The following is an 18,965-nucleotide window of genomic DNA, read 5'->3' on the forward strand; positions in this document are numbered from 1 at the left end:
GGTGCGTCTTGCGCCAACCACAGCCACGGACTGCACACCATGAACAAACGCTGGTTGCTGTTGCCCATACTGGCCGTGCTGCTGCTTGCCAGCTATGTGGTTGCAGGCCCGTACCTGGCCATTCGCGGCATCAGCCAGGCAGTCGCCAATCGCGACACCGCGCAGCTGGAACGCCACGTGGACTTCCCCAGCCTGCGGGTCAACCTCAAGGCGCAGTTGGACGACTACCTGATTCGCCAGGCCGGCAGCCGCATGCAATCGAGCCTGCTCGGCGGCTTTGCCCTGCAGCTTGCCAGCGGCATCAGCGGTGCCGGCGTGGACACGCTGGTGACGCCGCTGGGCATCGGTGCGTTGCTGCAGGGCCATAGCGTGTGGAATCGCGTTACCGGCACCACCGTCAGCCCGGACACCTATGCGGCACCGGCGCCGGCGCGTCCGCTGCAAGGCGCCCAGCAGCGCTTCGAATCCACCCGCCGCTTCACCGCGACCACCCGCACCGCGACCGGAGCGCCGGTGGTGTTCGTGCTGACCCGGCAAGGCCTGCGCTGGCGATTGACCGATATCCGCTTGCCGCTGGCAGATGCGGAAAATCCGCCGACCCCATAATCGCGCGCCTGCGAACGATGTTGAGATTTTCGCGTTCGCAGGCTGACGACGGGCACCGGACAGCGGCTCACGAAGACCACCAGGCCCGCTCCATCCACGCTGCCTGCAGCCGCAGTATCGCAGGCCGCAACTGCCGGCGCGCCGACCACGGCAACGCCGCCAGCGCCTGCTCCGCAGTGCCCGGCGTGCATTTGCCGTTCCAGGCGTACAGCACCTGGTTGCGCGGATCCGGCTCGGGCAACAGCAGCACCCGCCCCTCGAACACCTCGCGCAGCGCGGCCAGATGCCCGGCCAGCGTCACCTGGAACAGGTTCAGGGCCAGCACACCGCCGGGCGTCAACGCAGCGCGGCAATCGGCATAGAACTCGGGCGTGCACAACGCCGGTGGAATGCCATCGGCATCGTAGGCATCCAGCAGCAACAGGTCGTAGCGCCCGGCACGCATGCCGATCCACTGCGCACCATCGCCGTGCGTGACCTCAAGCCGCGCATCGTCGCGTGGCACGCCAAACGCATCGCGCAACGCCAGCACCTGCGCATCGGCATCCACCGCTTCGATGCGCGTGCTGCGCAGATAGCGGTGACAGAACTTGGCCTGCGCGCCGCCGCCGAAGCCGATCAGGCCGATGCGCCCGGGACGCGGCTGCAGCCACAGCGCGGCCAGCATGCTGCGCGTATACGGCAGCATCAGCCGCAACGGCGCCCAGCGCGACATGCGGGTCTGGACGGTGTCCTCGGCGAAATACAGCTCCAGTTGGCGCCAGCTGGAGCGCAGCGCGGCGCGCCCAGACAGCTTCGATGCCTCGCTCACCTGCCCTGCGGATCGTTGGCCACGCCATGCGGCACGTGACCGGCCGCCACATGCTGGTGTTGGCGCGCACTGTCGATGTTGTGCTGCGAATCGTCGAAGAAGATATCCGCGCCGAACGCCTCCAGGAACGGCCCCTTGTGGCGCCCGCCGAGGAACAGCGCCTCGTCCAGACGCACGCCCCACTCGCGCAGGGTGCGGATCACCCGCTCGTGCGCCGGCGCCGAGCGCGCGGTGACCAGCGCGGTGCGGATCGGCGAGGCCTCGCCCGGCGGGAATGCCGCCTGCAGCGCATGCAGCGCCGACAGGAAATTGCGGAACGGCCCGACCGACAGCGGCTCGCGCGCACGCTCGCGCTCGTGGCGGCCAAACGCCTCCACGCCCTGCTCGCGCGAGATGCGTTCGCTCTCGTCGCCGAAGATCACCGCATCGCCGTCGAAGGCGATGCGCAGCTGGGTCGACAGGCGGCTTTCGTCGTTGTCCACGATCGCCGCCGCGGCCTCGGCGCGCTCGCCCGGCGCGCGCGGCATGATGGTCGCCGCCGCGATGCCATGGCTGAGTGCGCGGCGTACCGATTCCGGATTGGCCGACAGAAACAGATCGGTGCCGAACGGCTTCACGTACGGCCAGGTCGGCTGACCCGAGGTGAAGGTCGCCCGCACGATGCCCAGGTTGTAGTGCTGGATCGAATTGAAGATGCGCAAGCCGGTATCGGCGGAATTGCGCGACAGCAGGATCACTTCGACACGCGGGGTTTCTTCGGGCACATCGTGGTTGAGCGCCAGCAGCTTGCGCACCACCGGAAAGGCGACGCCCGGCTCCAGGATGTCGTCCTCATGCTCGCGCTGGAACGCCGAATACGCCTCCACGCCATCGGCCTCGAACAGCGCATGGCCTTCTTCGAGATCGAACAGCGCGCGCGAGGTCACCGCGACGGTCAGGAGCCTTGGGGAATTATCAGCCATTGGGGTGCCGGGAATGGGGAATCGGGATTGGGGAATGGGTTGGAGCAAAAACGAAGTTTCTGGGATTTGAGATCGTTACTTGCACTGCATCGTACCTTGGGCACGTGCAGGCTCGGCTGCACGTCGCGCTGCTGCCGTTGCCAATCCCGAATCCCCAATGCCCACTCCCGGCCCCTCAGACCGCAAACTGTTCGCTGAAGATGCGTTCTTCCAGATTGTGTTCGGGATCGAACAGCAGCGTCACCTGGCGCTGGGTGGATTCACGGATGGTCACTTCCACCACGTCGCGGATCTCGTGCGAGTCGGCGGTGACGCTGACCGGGCGCTTGTACGGGTCCAGCACGCGGAAACGCACTTCGGTATCGGCCTTGAGGATGGCGCCGCGCCAGCGGCGCGGGCGATACGGGGCGATCGGTGTCAGCGCCAGCGTGTGCGAGCCCAGCGGCAGGATCGGCCCGTGCGCGGAATAGTTGTAGGCGGTGCTGCCGGCCGGCGTGGCGACCATGACCCCGTCGCCAATCAACTCGGCGATGCGGGTCTGGCCATTGAGATCCACGCTCAGGTGCGCGGCCTGGCGGGTCTGGCGCAGCAGCGAGACCTCGTTGTAGGCCAGCGACACCGTGCTGGCGCCGGACTCGGTCTGCACCTGCATTTCCAGCGGGCGCAGATGCGCCGGTTCTGCGCGTTGCAGACGCGCGAGCAGGTCGTCCTCGTCGTCGCGGTACTGGTTCATCAAGAACCCGACCGAGCCCAGCTTCATGCCGAACACCGGCTTGCTGGCAGCGCCATGCCGGTGCAGGGTCTGCAGCATGAAGCCGTCCCCGCCCAGGGCGCAGACGATGTCGGCGGTGTCCAGCGGATGATCGCCATAGCGCTGCACAAGACGCGCGCGTGCGGTCACCGCCGGCTCGGCGTGACTGGCAAGAAAGGCAATCCGGGGTGGTGCGGTCATCGTCGACTCCAGAGCATGCGAATCAGCATACCGCAGCGCTGTGGTCGGCTTGTTGGCTGCCCGCCCCACCCTCGCTTGCACGGCCGCGCCTGCACCTGCGCGATCAGACGCCGCCGCTGGCACGGCGCACGGCAGCCAGCCAGGCGCCTGCGATACCGGGCGCGCAATGCGCGCACTGCCCGCTCAGACGCGACCGGGCCACGGCATCAGGCGGTCAATCGCCAGGCACGATGGATGCGCGCATGCCGCTCGAAATCCGGGTCGATGGTGCGCGGGCTGATTTCCTCGCACTGCGCAAACTCGGCCACCAGTTCCTCGTCGAGCTTGAAGCGGCGGAAGTTGTTGGAGAAATACAGCACCCCACCCGGCGCCAGCCGCGCCACTGCCGCACGCAACAGCCGCACGTGTTCGCGCTGGATGTCGAAGTCTTCGGCGCGTGCGGAGTTGGAGAAGGTCGGCGGGTCGCAGAAGATCACGTCGAAATGCGCGCGCTCGGCTTCCAGCCAGGCCAGCGCGTCGGCCTGCACCAGCGTGTGCTTGCTGCCGGCCTGGCCGTTCAGGGCCAGGTTGTCGGCGCACCACTGCAGATAGGTGCCGGACAGATCCACGCTGGTGGTCGAGCTCGCGCCGGCCACCGCCGCTTCCACGCTGGCCACACCGGTGTAGCAGAACAGGTTGAGGAAGCGCCGCCCCTTCGATTGCGTGGCCATGGTGCCGCGCAGCGGGCGATGGTCCAGGAACAGGCCGGTATCCAGGTAATCGAACAGATTCACCCGCAGCAAGGCGCCATGCTCGCGCACATTGATGAACTCGTTGCGCTGCTCGAAGCGGCCGTACTTGCTGCCGCCCTTGCCGCGCTCGCGCGATTTGAGCGCCACGCGTTCGCCCGGCACCTCGAACACCTCGCGCGCAGCGGCCAGCAGCTCGCCCAGACGGCGGCGCACGTCGGCTTCCGGAATCGTCGCCGGCGCGGCGTATTCCTGCACGTGCAGGAACACGCGGCGATCGCCATCGGCCTGCTGGTACACGTCGATGGCGGCGGAATATTCCGGCAGATCGGCGTCGTAGGCGCGGAAGCATTCGATGCCTTCGCGTGCGCGCCACTTCTTGAACTTCTGCAGATTCTTGCGCAGGCGATTGGCGACCATCTGCGCGCCTACGCTGAGCGCGGTCGGCGCCGCCAGCGGGGTGCGCCGCGGCACCGCGATCGGGTCGCAGACGATCAACGCGCACTCGATCGCGCCATTGAACAGCTGGTATTTCTTGCCGGCGCGCAGGCCGGTGGCATACGCCAGCTCGGCATTGCCGCACAGCAGGCTGGCCCGCCATTGCGGCACGGCGCGCTGCAAGGTGTCGCCCAGGCGGCGATACAGCGCCGCATCGGCAGCCAGGCGCTCGTCGTAAGGCGGATTGCACACCACCACGCCGGTGGCCTGCGGCGGGGTCTGCAGGTCGCCCACCTCGCGTACGCCGAACCAGATCGCCTCGGCCACACCGGCCACTTGCGCATTCTCTTTCGCGGCACGGATCGCATGCGGGTCCATGTCGCTGCCGTGGATCACCTGCCTGAGCGCGGCGCGGCCGAGACTGTCGCGCTCGCGCGCTTCGCTCACCAGCTGCTGCCAGCCCTCGCGGTCGAAGCCGCGCCAGCGGCTGGGGATATCGCTGCCATAGCGCTGCAGGCCGGGCGCCACGTCGGCGGCCATCAGCGCGCCTTCGATCAACAGGGTACCGCTGCCGCACATCGGATCCAGCAGGCCGCCGCCATCGGCGTAGGCGCGCAGCCAACCGGCGCGCAACAACACCGCCGCGGCCAGATTCTCTTTCAGCGGCGCATCGTTCTGCGCCATGCGCCAGCCGCGCCGGTGCAGCGGGCCGCCGCCCAGATCCACCGAAATGGTGGCGCGCCCCTTGCGCAGCGACAGGTTCAGACGCAGATCCGGGCTGTCCACATCCACCGACGGACGTTCCAGGCCCTGCCGGCGCATGGTGTCGACCACCGCGTCCTTGATGCGCTGCGCCGCGTAACGGGCATGCGTGATCGCGGTGCCGGAGACATGCGCGTCCACCGACAGCGTGTGGCCGACGGACAGATGTTCGTCCCACGGCAATTCGGCCACGCCGGCATACAGCGCGTCCTCGTCCGGGCAATCGAACTCGCTCAGCGGCCACAGCACGCGGCTGGCCAGACGCGACCACAGCACGGCGCGCTGCGCATCGCGCAGGTCGCCCTCGACGTTGACGCCGGAGATGGTGGCGGTGGCCTTGCTGGCACCGAGCGACAGCAGCTCGTCGGCAAGCAGGTATTCCAGGCCCTTGGCACAGGATGCGAAGAATTTCACGTAGGCAGGTATCGATGGAGACGCTGGCCGTGAGGGCGAGCGTGGGAGCAGGACGCTGGGCCGGCACCCTGGAGGGCAAAGCCGTGGCCGCCGCGGGCGGGGCGCAAATGGTCGGCCATCGGAGCCGGCTTTACCAGCCCGCCGGCCGGATCGCCCGCCGCGCGGTTCACCACGGCGCCAGCTGCCACTGCGGCTGCGCGGTGTCCAGGCGCTGCCGCAGGCCCAGCCGCTGCAGGAACGCGGCATCGTGCGAGGCGACGATCAGCGCACCCGGGTAGCTGTGCAGCAACGCCTCGATCGCCTCAACCGATGCCAGATCCAGGTGGTTGGTCGGCTCGTCCAGCAACAGCAGTTGCGCCGGCTGCACCCGGTACAGCGCACAGGCCAGCGCCGCCTTGAGCCGTTGGCCGCCGCTGAGCTGGCCGGTGGGCAGGTCGGCACGCTGCTGGTCCAGCCCCAGCAGCGCCAGGCGCAGCCGCTGTGCGTGGGCTGGCGCGCCCGGGTCTGCATCGTGCAGCTGCGCAGCGGCCGAGCGCGCCGGATCCAGCAGCCCCAGGTGCTGATCCAGATACGCCGCCGGCACATGTACCTGGCAATGCCCCGCGCTAGGCTGCAGGCGCCCGGCCAGCAGCTGCAACAACGACGACTTGCCGCTGCCATTGGGACCGACCAGGCCGATCCGCGGCTGCCCATGCAGCAGCAGATCCACCCGCCGCCCACCCAGCCGCCCGTGCGCCAGTTCCACCTGTTGCAGCGTGGCCAACCGCCGCGATGCGCCGGCGGGTGATGTCGGCGCCAGTACCGCGATGGTGGGGTCGTCCTGCAGCTGCGCTGCGGCCTGCACCACCGACTTGCTCAGCCGCGCCTGTTCGGCCTGCCGCTGCTGTTGCAGCCGCCCCGCGCTGATCTCGCTGCGCTGCTTCTGCGCACCGAGCAGGATCGAAGCCTGATTGGCCTGCCCTGCAGCACGCGCGCCGCGTGCCTGGCGTTGCTGTTGATGCTGCTGCTGCTCGCGCAGCGCCTGCTCGCCGCGCGCGCGCGCCTGTTTGCGCTGGGCCAGCAACGCGCTGGCCGCCTGCTGTTCGATGGCGCGCTGCTGCGCATAGAACGCGTAATTGCTGCCATAGCTGCGCAGCCCCTGCGCGGACAGTTCCAGGATGCGCTGCATCGCATCGAGCAGGCCGCGGTCGTGGCTGATCACCAGCAAGCCACCGCTCCACGCCAGCAACTGATCCATCAGCCGCTGGCGTTGCGGGCCATCCAGGTGATTGCTGGGCTCGTCCAGAATCAACAGGTCCGGCCGGGTCAGAAACGCACCGGCGAGCGCCACGCGCATCGCTTCGCCGCCGCTGAGCTGCGCGGCCGGTGCCCGCGGATCGCGCCCACCCAGGCCTTGCCGTTCGAGTTCTGCGGCAAATTGCGCATGGGCGGCCCAGCGCTCGCCGACGAGTTCGAAATCGGCGGGCGCAACGCTGCCGGCGGCGATGCGGTCCAGCGCCTCCAGCAGCGGCGCGACACCGGCCAGTTCGGCAATGCTCTGCCCCGGCGCAACGCGCACGCGCTGCGGCAGGTAATGCACGCTGCCGTTGCGCACGCAACGCCCGGCACTGGGCAGCAACTCGCCGGCCAGCAGGCGCGCAAGCACGCTCTTGCCCACGCCATTGCGCCCGACCAGGCCGGTGGCGCGTTGGTCGATGTGGATATGCAGATCGGAAAATAGCGTGCTGCCATCGGGCAGCACATACGCAACGCTTTCCAGCGTCAGCGACGAACAGGTCATACGGGTCTCCATTGCATGCCAGCACACGCACCGATCCAGCTGGACCGGCAGCGGGTAAGGCCGTCATCACGACGGCGGCATCAATGGCGCATTGGACCAATCCTCAGACAGTGGGCAACGCGGCAAAGTGTAGGTCAGCCTGCGACGCAAGCCAAATCCCTCACGTGCAACGCTGCGCAAGCATCCGGGCACCGCGGCAGATTGGCCGTGTTCAAGCGCAGCATGGCAAGCACCCGCCCTTGCAGACATGGTCGTGGTCGAGCTCCTGCAGGCTGGCCCGTTGCCCACTGCCAGGCGCCATCGAAGGCGGCATCGTCCTGGTCATCGCTGCCGTGGGACATCAGCCGGCCCGCCTGCACGACCTGGCCCAGGTCGTCGTCGTCACGTTGCATCGTCCACCTCGGCGGGAGCGCGCCAATCGCAGCGCTCGCCATGCCGCGATCACTCCCGGCGCAACGGCGTCTCTGCAGCGATGGAAGATACGGCCGAGCGAACTGCCACGGCCCGCACAGCCTGGCGTGGATCGCGGCAACCGGTCGCCGACGGCTGAACTCAACCCAGGCCGAACGCCGGGTGATAGGCGACATCGGCCAGCGGCAGCAGGCGGTCGCCGAACGCCAGCGCCTGCAGCTCGGATGCCGGGACGCCGGGCAACACCAGCCCCGGCTCCGCCGCAAAGCCCAGACGCCTGAAAAACGCCGGCTCGCCCAATGCCAGGCAACCGGCCGCACCACGCTCGCGCAAGCCGGCCAGCGCTGCCTGCACCAGACGCGTGCCCAGCCCCTGGCGCTGATGCCCCGGCCCGATCGCCAGCGGACCCAACGCGTACCAGCCGGGCGAATCGTCCGACAGCGACACCGGCGATACCGCCAGGTGCCCGACCACATACCCGTCGTGGTCGGCCACCAGCGACAACGCCAGCGCGCCGTCGTTGCGCAACCCGGCGATCACGTGCTGCTCGTCGTGGCGGCTCTGTTCGTCGCGCATGAACGCGACCATCGTCAGCAGTTCGATCGCTGCGGCATCGCCATCGCTCGCTTCGCGAATCAGCACGTTCATCGGACGCCCCGCAACCCGAACACCCTCAACCGGTTGCGCATCACAGGCTCTGCAACAGTTCGGCGAAGGCCCGCGCCGTCGCATCGACATGCGACGCTAGCCGGTGTTCGTCGTCGACCAGCAGCAAGCGCGCTTGGCGCGCCTGCGCCCAGGCGATCACATCGCTGGCCGGAATCAATTCATCGCGCCAGGCATGCACGATGGAAATCGGCACGCGCGCCGCATCCAGTGCCGGCAGCGGCCCCATCCTGGTCGGCGGCACCATCAGGAACAACCCGCGCGTCGGCACCTGCAACGATACCTGCGCGGCGATATACGAGCCCAGGCTGGAACCGACCAGCACCAGCGGGCCCTTGTCGGCCGCCGCACGCGCGATCTCCAGCAGACGTTGCAGCCGGCCCTGCACATCGCCGAGCGAACTCACCTCGCGGCGTGCGTCCAGATCTGTGTAGTCCGGGCGCTCGTGGGTCCAGCCCAACTGCCCGGCGACATCGGCCAAGGCGGTGACCTTCAGCGCATCGGGGCCGCTTTCGAAACCATGCGACAGGATGCAATGACCGCGACTCATAGCGCCTGCACCGTATCGCCGATGCGCAGCACACCGCCACGCAGGATGCGCGCGCACAAGCCGCCATGGCCGCGCATGGCGTTGTAGCCGCCCGCGCCCAGCGCGTCTTCCATGCGCGAGCACGGATCGCAGGGGTCGGTACCTTCCAGCTCGACATCGCCGATGCGGAAGCGACGCCCTTTCAAGGCGATCAGCGGGATGCCGGACACCACCAGGTTGCGGCGCAAGGTGGCTGGCGCAATCGTGGGATGGCCGGCCAGCGCCGCGATCACCGGCAGATGCTCGGCCTGGATCAAGGTCACGCCGCGCTTGCCGCTGCCGCCCTTGTAGCGGTCGCCGACCAGGCCGTTGCCGGTGGTGGCCTGCGCCGCGTCCACCTCGATCATGTCCACGTCGCGCGCCGGGCGCACGCCGATCCAGGCCACCTGGCCGGTCTGCGGCACGGTTGCCATCAGTTTGCCCAATGGGCTGTCGGGATTCAAAGCCATCGGGCAATGCTAGCATCCGCCCCATGTCCGATGCCGTCCTGCCGTCGCCACCGATCACCTACGCGCCGTTGCCCTACGAATCGCGGCTGGCGCGACGCGCGCTCACGCAAATCGACATGGTGGTCATCCATTGCACCGAATTGCCCGACATGGCGATGGCGCGCGAATACGGCGAACGCGTGCTCTACGACAGCGGCACCGGCAACAGCGGGCATTACTACATCGACCGCAACGGCAGCATCCAGCAATACGTCGCGCTGGAGCGCGTCGCCCATCACGTGCGCGGCCACAACCCGCATACGCTGGGCATCGAACTGGTCAACAGCGGCCGTTACCCGCACTGGCTGGACTCGCGCCATCAATGCATGAGCGAGACGTATCCGCAGGCGCAGATCAACGCGCTGATCACGCTGCTGCAGTGGCTGCAGCAGCAGCTGCCGTCGATACGCCGCATCGCCGGCCACCAGGCACTGGACACCACCCAGGAAGCGGCCAGCGACGACTCGTCGCGCAAGATCCAACGCAAGCTCGACCCCGGCCCGCTGTTTCCGTGGCCGCAGATCGAAGCGGCGGTCAGCTGGTCGCATACGCCGCGCTAGCAGCGGCGCCCACAACGCCATCAACCCTGCATGCCGCCTTCGCCTGTGCAGCGCTCAGCGCTCGGCCGCGCGGTAGGTCTTCTCGCCTGCATTCACCGCCAGGTCCAGGCGATTTTCCGGAGATGCAATCGGGCAGACCACGTGCGGCGTCAACGCGCAGGGCGGATTCTCGGCCAGATTGAAGTCGAGCACGAGCCGGCCATCGTGTGGCGCTGCGGTGTAGAGATAACGTGCACCGCCATAACTTTCCTTGCCGCTGGTGCGATCGACGAACAGGAAAAACAGGCCCTGCCCGTCGTCGCTGACGATCGGCTGCAACCGGTAGTCCTGGCCATTGCGCGAAAACACCGCCTCGCCCGGCACCTGGACAGTGAGCGGTGTGCCGATCGACGTCAGCAGCGTGGTCGTACGCGGCATGGGATACGCCTGCCAGCGCGCTCGGATGCGCCAGTGCGGATCGATGGGAAAATATTCCAGCCCGGCGAAGTGGGTCAGCAGCGGCGCTGCCGGGTCGCGGAAACGCCAGCCGAACAAGCTGCCGGTCTGCACCAGATAGAACTGCCGGCCCTCCACATCCAGGCGATCGCCGCGCCGCCCTGCGCGCTCCGGTTGCAGGCGCACGCGATCGATGCGCTGCCCGTTCAAGTGCACCGGTGCGGTGGCCGCGGCGTCGAAGTGCGCGCGGCCGTCGCTCTCCAGCGTCAGCCGCCCTAGTTGCCCAGGACCTGCCGGCAATACCAGATCGCTACGCGGGTCGCTGCCCACCCGGTAATGGCCTGCACGCACACGCCCGGAGCCGGTGTAGCTCAGCCAACCGTCGGGCGCACGCAAGCGCTGCACGCGCTCGGCACGTGCACGTTCGAGTTCGACCTGATACACCGCATGGCGGTCGCTCTGTCCACGCCCGGCGATGCGCGCACCGTTGGCGTCGGCGGTCGACCCCGCCGAACAGGCAGCCATCGACAGCATCGCGACGCACAGCGCGCCGACCTGCAACTGCAACCGCATGAGATGAGTCACCCAGCACTGCGAGAAACTGCGCTCCGCGCAGCGAACCTGCGTCCCCACAGGTCACCGTTCCTGCCGCCATTGTGCCTGCAATCAGGGGCTGGTCGCGACCGGACGTGTGGAATCCTGCAGCCACCCACTCCAGGAGCCGGCGTAAACGCGCGCGCCCGACAATCCGGCCACTTCCAGTGCCAGCAGCAGATGGCATGCGGTCACCCCGGAGCCGCACATCACCACCGCCTGCTCGGGACGATACGCGCCCAGCAGCGCCGACAACTCGGTGCGCAGCTCCTCTGCCGGCTTGAACCGCCCGTCGCGCAGGCTCACGCCCAAGGGGCGGCTCACCGCACCAGGCACATGCCCGGCCACCGGATCGACCTGCTCCACCTCGCCGCGAAAACGCTCACCGGCTCGCGCATCCAGCAACCAGCCCGGCGCCTGATCCAGCCGCGCCAGGATCTGCCCGGCCTCGACCACGGCATCGCTGTCGAAGCTGCCCGGATACGCCGCGCCATTGCGCAAGGCAGGCGGCTCGGTGCTTTCCGGCAATCCGGCAGCGCGCCAGGCGGCCAGCCCGCCATCGAGCACCGCCACGCGGCGATGCCCCATCAACCGCAGCATCCACCATGCCCGCGCCGCGGCCATGCTGCCGTCGGCGGCGTCGTAGATCACCACCTGGCTGTCCGGGTCGATCCCCCACTCGCCCAGCCGCCTGGCGAATGCCGCGCTGTGCGGTAGCGGGTGCCGCCCCTGTGCAGGCTGCGACAGATCGGCCAGATCGTCGTCGAGATCGACGTAGTACGCGCCGGGCAGATGCCCCTGCGCATAGGCCTTGCGCGCTGCATCCGGATCCGGCGCAGTCGGTGGCGCAGCGCGCGCGTCCAGCAATCGCACCGGCGGATGCGGCAACGCCGCTGCCAGCGTGGCGCTGTCGACCAGCGTGGTCCAGCGGGGTTCCGCGCTCATGCAACCTGCTCCAGACGACGACGAAGATTGAGGAGAATGGCCGCGGTGGCACCCCAGATGCGGTGGCCCGGCCAGTCGTATTCCAGTACGCGGCGTGGCCGGCCGCGAAACTCCAGCTCCACGCTGCGCAGGTTGTCCGGATCCATCAGATAGGCCAGCGGCACCTCGAACACCTCGGCCACTTCGTCCGGCTGCGGCACCGCCACGAACGCCGGGTCGATCACCGCCACCACCGGGGTGACGCGAAAACCGCTCACGGTCAGAAACGGATCCAGATATCCCAGCGCATGCACCTGGCCGGCGCCGAGCGCGATTTCTTCGCAACTCTCGCGCAAGGCTGCAGCGGCTGCATCCGCATCCGACGGCTCGATCCGTCCACCGGGAAAACTGACCTGCCCGGCATGGTGACGCAGGCTGTCGGTGCGCCGGGTCAGCAGCACCATGGCGCCCTGCGCGCGCGGCACAAGACCGCACAGCACCGCGGCCTCGGCAGACGCGCCGCCGTCGGTCAGGTCGATCAATTCGGCATGATTCCAGCCCGGCCCGTCGGGCGCGGTGTCCAGCGCATACAACGCACGCCGCAACTGCGCCCATTCGGGCAGCTGCGCGGCCAATGCGCGCGCCGGCAGAACCGCGTGCAGATACTCCTGACGTTCGACGTCGCTCATGCTCATCCAGCGTGCAATTTCATCAAGGCTGCGCAGGCAGCCGACACAGTGCGCCTGCGCGTCCAGCGAACATACACCGATACACGGGCTGGGCAGGCCACTGCAGTTCGAATCCGTGTCGCTCATCGCTGGCTCCCGCCGCACCGCATCGTCACGCCGTTCGTCCATCCCGTCGCACATATCCGCCGGACCCAAACGACAACGCCGGCCTGGTGGCCGGCGTTGTCACAGCGACATCGAACGCAATTACTTGACGCTGACCAGCTTGATCTCGAACTGCACTGCCACGTTCGGCGGGAACGGAGTACGCGGGTCGGCACCGTAGGCCTTCTCCGGCGGCAGGGTCACTTCCCACTTCGAGCCGGCCGGCATCTGCAGCAGCGTGTCGCGCATGGCCTGCATTTCGACTTCGCTGACCTTGATGGCCGGGATCTGCTGCGCCGGACGCGCCTTCTCGCGGTCGCCGAACGGGAACGGACCGGCCACTTCCAGCTGCACGGTGCTGGCCTGGGTCGGCTTGGCGCCCTTGCCTGCTTCGATCACGCGGTACTGCACGCCGCTCGGCAGCGTCTGCACGCCAGCGGTGCCCTTGTTCTTGGCCAGGAACTGGTCGCTCTTGGTCTTGTTGGCAGCAGCGGCCTTGTCGTACTCGGCCTTGGCCTGCTGGGCGCGGCCCTGCTCACGCTTCTGGAACGCTTCGACAGCCGGCTTCAGCTGGTCGGCGGTGATCGCCGGCTGCTTCTTGGCATAGGCGTCTTGCAGCCCCTTTACCACCGAGTTGATGTCGAGCTGCTCGCCGCGACCGGTGAGCTCGGCAAGATTGTTGCCGTAGTCATAGCCGAAGTAGTAGCTCAACTTGCCCTTCTCGGACGTCGTGTCCTGGGCCAGTGCATTGCCCGTCAGGGCCAGGGCCGCCACAGCGACCGCGATAGAACGCAACTTCATCAAACAATTCTCCAGGGTGGTGGCACAGGACGGGTCTGCCGCCTGAGATGACGCGCTAGGATAGCGGCCGCGATACCGAACCGCTACTTATCACGAAAGCTATGACCAGCAAGGCTTTCGGAAGTTCCGCATTTACTAATTTTTTACGTTCGCAAGGATTTCCATGTCCAATCACGTCATTCTGATCGCCGACCACGCCGGTGTACGGACGATCACGGTCAATCGACCGGACAAACTGAACGCCTTGAACCAGGAAACGCTGCGGGCGCTGGATCACGCCTTCGCCGAAGCAGCAAGCGCGGACGACATCCGTGTGGTGATCCTGACCGGTGCCGGCCCCAAGGCGTTTGTCGCGGGCGCGGACATCGCCGAAATGCGCGCTCTGTCGGCGATGCAGGGCCGCGAGTTCTCGCTGCTCGGTCAGCAACTGATGCGCCGGATCGAGCGCATGCCCAAGCCGGTGATCGCCATGGTCAATGGCTTTGCACTCGGCGGCGGACTGGAGCTGGCGATGGCGTGCCATCTGCGCATCGCCGCATCCAGCGCGCGCCTGGGGCAGCCGGAAATCAATCTCGGCCTGATCCCCGGTTTCGGCGGCACGCAGCGGCTATTGCGTCTGACCGGGCGAGCGGCGGCGCTGGAACTGTGCCTGCTCGGCCTGCCGATCGATGCCGCGCGCGCGTTTCAGTTGGGTTTGGTCAATCGGGTGGTCGAGCCGGAGGCGCTGCAGGACGAAACCCTCGCCCTGGCACAGCGCCTGGCCGCTGCCGCACCGCTCGCGCTGCGCGGCATTCTGGATGCGGTGGTGTTCGGTGGCGAATGCGCCATCGAAGAAGGCCTGCAGCTGGAAACCGCGCAATTTGCGCTGCTGTTCGCCAGCGACGACATGCGCGAGGGCACCGGCGCCTTTCTCGAAAAACGCCCCGCGCACTTTCTCAATCGCTGACCGGCCTGCCATGACGTTCGACCCCAACCCGGCACCACGTCCACTGCCCCTCCAGTTGTTCGACTGCGTACACGCGGACGATCTCGATCGCGCGCTGGCACTGGGCCTGATGGAGTACCGGCCCGATTCACGCGACGACCTGCTGGATCCGGCCTGCCCGCAGCTGAGCGCGGTGCTGCTGGCCGCACAACGACGGCTGCGCGATGCCTGGGCCGCACGCGAACGCTACCGCGCACGCGCCGCGCGCCTGCAACGTCGTGCCGCCGAACGCGATGCACGCCGGACGCCTGCACCGGCGCCCAGCCAACCGGCGGCGGCCGCATTACCGCCGCTGGCCGCAGCCATCCTGGCACGCGCCAAGGCCAAGGCCGCTGGCGGTGCACAGCCATGAACGCGATCCGCCCGACCCCGCCGGCACGGCGCGGCAGCAGCATGCGCAAGCCTGAAGTACAGGAGATGTTCGCGCGGCTGCGCGAGCTCAATCCGCACCCGACCACCGAGCTGGAATACACCACGCCCTTCGAGTTGCTGATCGCGGTACTGCTATCGGCACAAGCCACCGATGTCGGCGTCAACAAGGCCACCCGCAAGCTGTATCCGGTGGCCAATACCCCGCGCGACATTCTCGATCTGGGCGAAGAAGGACTGAAGCGCTACATCGCCACCATCGGCCTGTTCAATGCGAAGGCAAAGAACGTCATCGCCACCTGCAGGATTCTGCTGGAGCAATACGGCGGCGAAGTACCGCACGATCGCGCTGCGCTGGAAGCATTACCCGGCGTCGGCCGCAAGACTGCAAACGTCGTGCTAAACACCGCGTTCGGCGAGCCCACCATGGCGGTGGACACGCATATCTTCCGCGTCGCCAACCGCACCGGTCTTGCCCCCGGCAAGGATGTGCGCGCGGTCGAGGACACACTGGTCAAGGTCATTCCTGCCGAATTTCTGCACGACGCACATCACTGGCTCATCCTGCATGGCCGCTACGTCTGCAAGGCACGCAAACCCGATTGCCCAGGCTGCGTGATCCACGACCTATGCCGCTACCGCGACAAGACCCCCGCCCCCGCCGAACGGCCGACAGCTCCAAAAAGCTAACCAGGCGTCACGACAACCAACCTGCAGCCGACGCTAGACAATCACGCCGGCAGCGCAAACCCGTGCTTTTGCGATTCCCCAATCCCGATTCCCGATTCCCGGCTCCAAAAAAAAATCGCGACCGGATGATGCGTCTTGCGGCGCCATGCATCACCCGGTCACGATAGAGATCACCCGGCGCGAACACCGGGCGTTTGCAGCAGGTTTACGCCGCCTTGGCCTGTTCGACGCGCTGTTCGACCAGCACGCTTTCCACCGCTGGCTGGCCTTCAACGCGTCGATCCAGCTCGTTCCAGTCCACCACCAGCTCGCAGCCGCGCGAGGCCGCATTCCGGCTCCAGTCGCGCAACAACTCGATGCAGGCATGGTCGACGTGATGCAGCTTGGCCACGTCCAGATGCAGTGCGGTGTTCGGTGGCACGCTTTCCAGCGTACGCGCCATCGCCGGCACCTTCAGGAACGTTGCCGAGCCCTGCAGGGTCAGATGCATCTCGTCCTTCTTGTGCTCGTGCTCACGCACGTCCACCTTCAGGCGCGACGAATGCAGGGCCAGACGGAACAACGACAGGCCGAAACCGATCAGCACACCGGTCAGCAGGTCGGTCGCCACGATCGCGAAGGTGGTCGCCAGGTAGATCGCCGCGGTGCCACGACCATAGGTCGCCAGCTCCTTGACCTGCCCGATCTTGATCATCTTCACGCCGGTGTAGACCAGGATGCCGGCCAGACATGCCACTGGCGTCATCCGCAACAGCCACGGCAGCAGCATCGCGAAGACCAGCAACCAGCCGCCATGCAGCACCGTGGACATGCGCGTGGCCGCACCGGCCTGCACATTGGCCGCGCTACGCACGATCACGCCGGTCATCGGCAATGCGCCCAGGAAGCCGCACAGCATATTGCCCACGCCCTGCGCCGCCAGCTCACGGTCGTACTGCGTACGCGCGCCCTGATGCATGCGGTCCACCGCCGCCGCCGACAGCAAGGTCTCTGCGCTGGCGATGAAGGCAAAGGTCACCGCCGACACCAGCAAGGTCGCATTGAACACGCCGAAGATGTCCGAGACGCTGGGGATGCTGATCGCCGAGAACAGATTGGTCGGCACGTCGACCTTGTTGACGTTCAGGCCCTGCAACTGCACCGTCGCCGTGACCACCACCACCGCGATCAACGCACCCGGCAGGAAGCGCAAACGCTGTGGACGCAGCTTGTCCCAGGCCAGGATGATGCCGATGGTGGCCAGGCCCACAAACAACGCGGTACGGCCAGTGCCTTCGGTGACTGCCTGCCACACCACGGCCGGCAATGCAGCGAAGTTTTCCAGACCGCGCGCCTTGGGAGCCGCGTCCATCAGCACATGCGCCTGCGAGGCCACGATCAGGATGCCGATGCCCGACAACATGCCGGCCACCACGGCCGGCGACGTCATCCGGAACCACACGCCTGCGCGGCACAGACCGGCGATCAATTGAATCGCACCGGCCAGCAGGATCACCGGACCGAGTGCGGCGATTCCGTGCTCGCGGACCAGTTCGAACACCAACACAGCCAGGCCGGCGGCCGGTCCGCTCACCTGCAAAGGAGAGCCCGCCAGGAAGCCAACGACCAGTCCACCGATGATGCCGGTGATCAGGCCTGTGGCCGGCGGCATGCCGGAAGCGATCGCAATGCCCATGCACAACGGGAGCGCGACGAGGAAGACCACGACAGACGACAACAAATCACGCCCGAACAGTCCCTGACGGAAATATCCGCCGATACCTGATGTGTTCATCATGTGCTCCGTCAGGCGAGTTCAGCGCGCACGACTTGCTGCAGTCGCGGACGCGGGGTGGCTTCGGGGGTGTTGTCAGCCAGCAACGGACGGAAGCCACCCTTCTCGGCATCGAAGGCGCGGATCTCGCCGTGGGCGATGTCATAGATCCAGCCGTGGATGCGCAACGTACCGGCAGCCAGACGCGCGGCGACCACCGGCTGCGTCCGCAGATGGTCCAGCTGCGAGACCACGTTCTCTTCGGTCATGCAGCTCAGCGCTTCCTGGCTGTGCGGATCGTGTCCGTGATGGGCCGTGACGTGACGCGCCGCGTCGGTGTGCTTGAGCCACGCCGCCACGGATGGCACGTCTTCCAGCGATTCCGGCTTGAGCACGGCCTTCATTGCGCCGCAGTCGGTATGACCGCAGATCACGATGTGCCGTACGCCCAACACGGCGATGGCGTATTCGATTGCCGCAACCACGCCGCTGACGTGCTGGGAATAAGGCGGCACCACATTGCCGATGTTGCGATAGACGAACAGTTCGCCCGGCTGTGCGGAGAAGATCAGCTCCGGCATGACGCGCGAATCGGCGCAGGTAATGAACAATGTATGCGGACTCTGGCCGCCGGCCAGTTCCTGAAAGCGCGCACTCTGGCGCGGATACACTTCCTTACGGAAATGACGAAAACCTTCTAGCAAACTTTCCATGGGAGATACCTCTAGGCAACGAATGGCCATCCGCGGCGCAAACCGCGAAGTGCAAAAACGAACAAGTCAAAGGAAGCCGGTGCGCTGCACCGGTTGACGCGACTAACGAAGGATCAGGCGCGCAGCGCGTTAGGAGGACGCAGCTGCGGGATCAGGTCGCGTTTTTGAGTTGCCGGCGCGTAATGCGCGTACCAGGAGGGGAAATAGCGTGCGACCACCGGCCATGCTTGGGAGAGCAAGGGAATGTCGTCTGCAGAATGGGTATCGACCTGGCACTGTGCGTCCCCGTCGCCCTGCAGATCATCGGCTGCGTCACGTTCTTCGCCAGCATCCGCCATCACCGCCACGCCGTCGCCCACAAGCGCATCGTGGATGCGGCTGTGCGCATTGGCCGCCGACCACGCAGTGAGCGCGAGCAGGCAGACCAACAGCAACTGGAGGAATCGGGGAAACATGGCCTCGAAACTAACAATTTAGAACGCGCCTGCGCAAGTGGTGCGACGCACAAAGGGCCTGATACGGCGCAGTTCCATCTGGTTGGTTCAGGTCGCAATAAGCTCGAGCTCGCTGAAACGGTGAACTGCGCCACTGTCACATCTGTCATACGGCGCGGCGCGTTCAGACTCACGACACACACTGACAAAAAGCAAACACACGCAAATCTTTGTCTTTGCTGACAAAAATCAGATTACGACGCGATC

Annotated in this window: 21 protein-coding genes; 5 read left to right on the forward strand and 16 right to left on the reverse strand. The window is 67.0% G+C overall.

The features are described from left to right. Positions 1-39: 39 nt before the first annotated feature. On the forward strand, positions 40-606 hold the full coding sequence (locus tag XaplCFBP3123_RS00855; RefSeq protein ID WP_104532399.1) for a DUF2939 domain-containing protein: 567 nt from the start codon (positions 40-42) through the stop codon (positions 604-606). A gap of 67 nt (positions 607-673) precedes the next feature. Here the strand turns inward: XaplCFBP3123_RS00855 and XaplCFBP3123_RS00860 are convergent, their stop codons facing one another. From XaplCFBP3123_RS00860 to XaplCFBP3123_RS00905, 9 genes are all read right to left on the reverse strand, one after another. Next, a complete protein-coding gene (locus XaplCFBP3123_RS00860) occupies positions 674-1,417 on the reverse strand; it encodes a transferase (protein WP_172453030.1) in 744 nt (247 codons plus the stop codon). Next, the gene (locus XaplCFBP3123_RS00865; protein WP_104532400.1) at positions 1,414-2,379 is read right to left on the reverse strand and encodes a 5'-nucleotidase; all 966 of its coding nucleotides are present in this window, start codon (positions 2,377-2,379) and stop codon (positions 1,414-1,416) included. Before XaplCFBP3123_RS00865 ends, XaplCFBP3123_RS00860 begins: the two co-directional genes overlap by 4 nt. A gap of 175 nt (positions 2,380-2,554) precedes the next feature. After that, complete coding sequence (locus XaplCFBP3123_RS00870) at positions 2,555-3,331, reverse strand: NAD kinase (protein WP_104532401.1); 777 nt, start codon at positions 3,329-3,331, stop codon at positions 2,555-2,557. A 206-nt stretch (positions 3,332-3,537) separates the two neighbouring features. Continuing rightward, positions 3,538-5,673, reverse strand: a complete 2,136-nt coding sequence (gene rlmKL, locus XaplCFBP3123_RS00875; protein WP_104532402.1) for a bifunctional 23S rRNA (guanine(2069)-N(7))-methyltransferase RlmK/23S rRNA (guanine(2445)-N(2))-methyltransferase RlmL — start codon at positions 5,671-5,673, stop codon at positions 3,538-3,540. Then, positions 5,670-5,861 (reverse strand): hypothetical protein, encoded by a 192-nt coding sequence (locus tag XaplCFBP3123_RS00880; RefSeq protein ID WP_104532403.1) that lies wholly within the window; start codon positions 5,859-5,861, stop codon positions 5,670-5,672. Before XaplCFBP3123_RS00880 ends, rlmKL begins: the two co-directional genes overlap by 4 nt. Then, a complete protein-coding gene (locus XaplCFBP3123_RS00885; protein ID WP_104532404.1) occupies positions 5,840-7,453 on the reverse strand; it encodes an ABC-F family ATP-binding cassette domain-containing protein in 1,614 nt (537 codons plus the stop codon). Before XaplCFBP3123_RS00885 ends, XaplCFBP3123_RS00880 begins: the two co-directional genes overlap by 22 nt. Positions 7,454-8,005: 552 nt before the next feature. After that, entirely contained in the window at positions 8,006-8,512 is a 507-nt protein-coding gene (locus XaplCFBP3123_RS00895; protein ID WP_104532406.1) for a GNAT family N-acetyltransferase, read from the reverse strand. A 40-nt stretch (positions 8,513-8,552) separates the two neighbouring features. Beyond that, positions 8,553-9,080 carry a YqiA/YcfP family alpha/beta fold hydrolase gene (locus tag XaplCFBP3123_RS00900; RefSeq protein ID WP_104532407.1) on the reverse strand — a complete coding sequence of 176 codons (528 nt, stop codon included), beginning with the start codon at positions 9,078-9,080 and terminating at the stop codon, positions 8,553-8,555. Next, a complete protein-coding gene (locus XaplCFBP3123_RS00905; protein WP_104532408.1) occupies positions 9,077-9,568 on the reverse strand; it encodes an MOSC domain-containing protein in 492 nt (163 codons plus the stop codon). The genes XaplCFBP3123_RS00900 and XaplCFBP3123_RS00905 overlap by 4 nt, the downstream gene beginning before the upstream one ends. A gap of 23 nt (positions 9,569-9,591) precedes the next feature. On the opposite strand from XaplCFBP3123_RS00905, the gene XaplCFBP3123_RS00910 reads away from it, so the two are divergent. Continuing rightward, a complete protein-coding gene (locus XaplCFBP3123_RS00910) occupies positions 9,592-10,167 on the forward strand; it encodes an N-acetylmuramoyl-L-alanine amidase (RefSeq protein ID WP_104532409.1) in 576 nt (191 codons plus the stop codon). A gap of 54 nt (positions 10,168-10,221) precedes the next feature. On the opposite strand, the gene XaplCFBP3123_RS00915 is transcribed toward XaplCFBP3123_RS00910, so the two are convergent. The 4 genes from XaplCFBP3123_RS00915 to XaplCFBP3123_RS00930 all read right to left on the reverse strand — a co-directional run bounded on the left by XaplCFBP3123_RS00915 (position 10,222) and on the right by XaplCFBP3123_RS00930 (position 13,754). Continuing rightward, the gene (locus tag XaplCFBP3123_RS00915; protein ID WP_104532410.1) at positions 10,222-11,175 is read right to left on the reverse strand and encodes a DUF1684 domain-containing protein; all 954 of its coding nucleotides are present in this window, start codon (positions 11,173-11,175) and stop codon (positions 10,222-10,224) included. A 93-nt stretch (positions 11,176-11,268) separates the two neighbouring features. Further along, on the reverse strand, positions 11,269-12,141 hold the full coding sequence (locus tag XaplCFBP3123_RS00920) for a sulfurtransferase (protein ID WP_104532411.1): 873 nt from the start codon (positions 12,139-12,141) through the stop codon (positions 11,269-11,271). Beyond that, a complete protein-coding gene (locus XaplCFBP3123_RS00925) occupies positions 12,138-12,935 on the reverse strand; it encodes a CoA pyrophosphatase (RefSeq protein ID WP_104532412.1) in 798 nt (265 codons plus the stop codon). The genes XaplCFBP3123_RS00920 and XaplCFBP3123_RS00925 overlap by 4 nt, the downstream gene beginning before the upstream one ends. A gap of 120 nt (positions 12,936-13,055) precedes the next feature. Continuing rightward, positions 13,056-13,754: an FKBP-type peptidyl-prolyl cis-trans isomerase N-terminal domain-containing protein gene (locus XaplCFBP3123_RS00930; protein WP_016902469.1), complete on the reverse strand. Its 699-nt coding sequence runs from the start codon at positions 13,752-13,754 to the stop codon at positions 13,056-13,058. Positions 13,755-13,917: 163 nt separating this feature from the next. On the opposite strand from XaplCFBP3123_RS00930, the gene XaplCFBP3123_RS00935 reads away from it, so the two are divergent. The 3 genes from XaplCFBP3123_RS00935 to nth are packed head-to-tail and all read left to right on the forward strand — an operon-like array spanning position 13,918 to position 15,798. Beyond that, positions 13,918-14,700, forward strand: a complete 783-nt coding sequence (locus XaplCFBP3123_RS00935) for an enoyl-CoA hydratase-related protein (protein ID WP_104532413.1) — start codon at positions 13,918-13,920, stop codon at positions 14,698-14,700. A 10-nt stretch (positions 14,701-14,710) separates the two neighbouring features. Continuing rightward, complete coding sequence (locus tag XaplCFBP3123_RS00940) at positions 14,711-15,091, forward strand: hypothetical protein (protein WP_104532414.1); 381 nt, start codon at positions 14,711-14,713, stop codon at positions 15,089-15,091. Beyond that, a complete protein-coding gene (gene nth, locus XaplCFBP3123_RS00945; protein WP_104532415.1) occupies positions 15,088-15,798 on the forward strand; it encodes an endonuclease III in 711 nt (236 codons plus the stop codon). The genes XaplCFBP3123_RS00940 and nth overlap by 4 nt, the downstream gene beginning before the upstream one ends. A gap of 205 nt (positions 15,799-16,003) precedes the next feature. Here nth and XaplCFBP3123_RS00950 read toward each other — a convergent pair whose 3' ends face one another. The 3 genes from XaplCFBP3123_RS00950 to XaplCFBP3123_RS00960 form a co-directional block, all read right to left on the reverse strand. Next, positions 16,004-17,572 (reverse strand): SulP family inorganic anion transporter, encoded by a 1,569-nt coding sequence (locus XaplCFBP3123_RS00950; protein ID WP_104532416.1) that lies wholly within the window; start codon positions 17,570-17,572, stop codon positions 16,004-16,006. Positions 17,573-17,583: 11 nt separating this feature from the next. Continuing rightward, positions 17,584-18,264 (reverse strand): carbonic anhydrase, encoded by a 681-nt coding sequence (locus XaplCFBP3123_RS00955; protein ID WP_016902474.1) that lies wholly within the window; start codon positions 18,262-18,264, stop codon positions 17,584-17,586. A gap of 113 nt (positions 18,265-18,377) precedes the next feature. Beyond that, positions 18,378-18,698, reverse strand: a complete 321-nt coding sequence (locus XaplCFBP3123_RS00960) for a hypothetical protein (protein ID WP_172453098.1) — start codon at positions 18,696-18,698, stop codon at positions 18,378-18,380. Positions 18,699-18,965: the final 267 nt, after the last annotated feature.

Source organism: Xanthomonas arboricola pv. populi (assembly GCF_002939945.1).
In the GTDB taxonomy this organism is placed as follows: Bacteria; Pseudomonadota; Gammaproteobacteria; order Xanthomonadales; family Xanthomonadaceae; genus Xanthomonas; species Xanthomonas arboricola_A.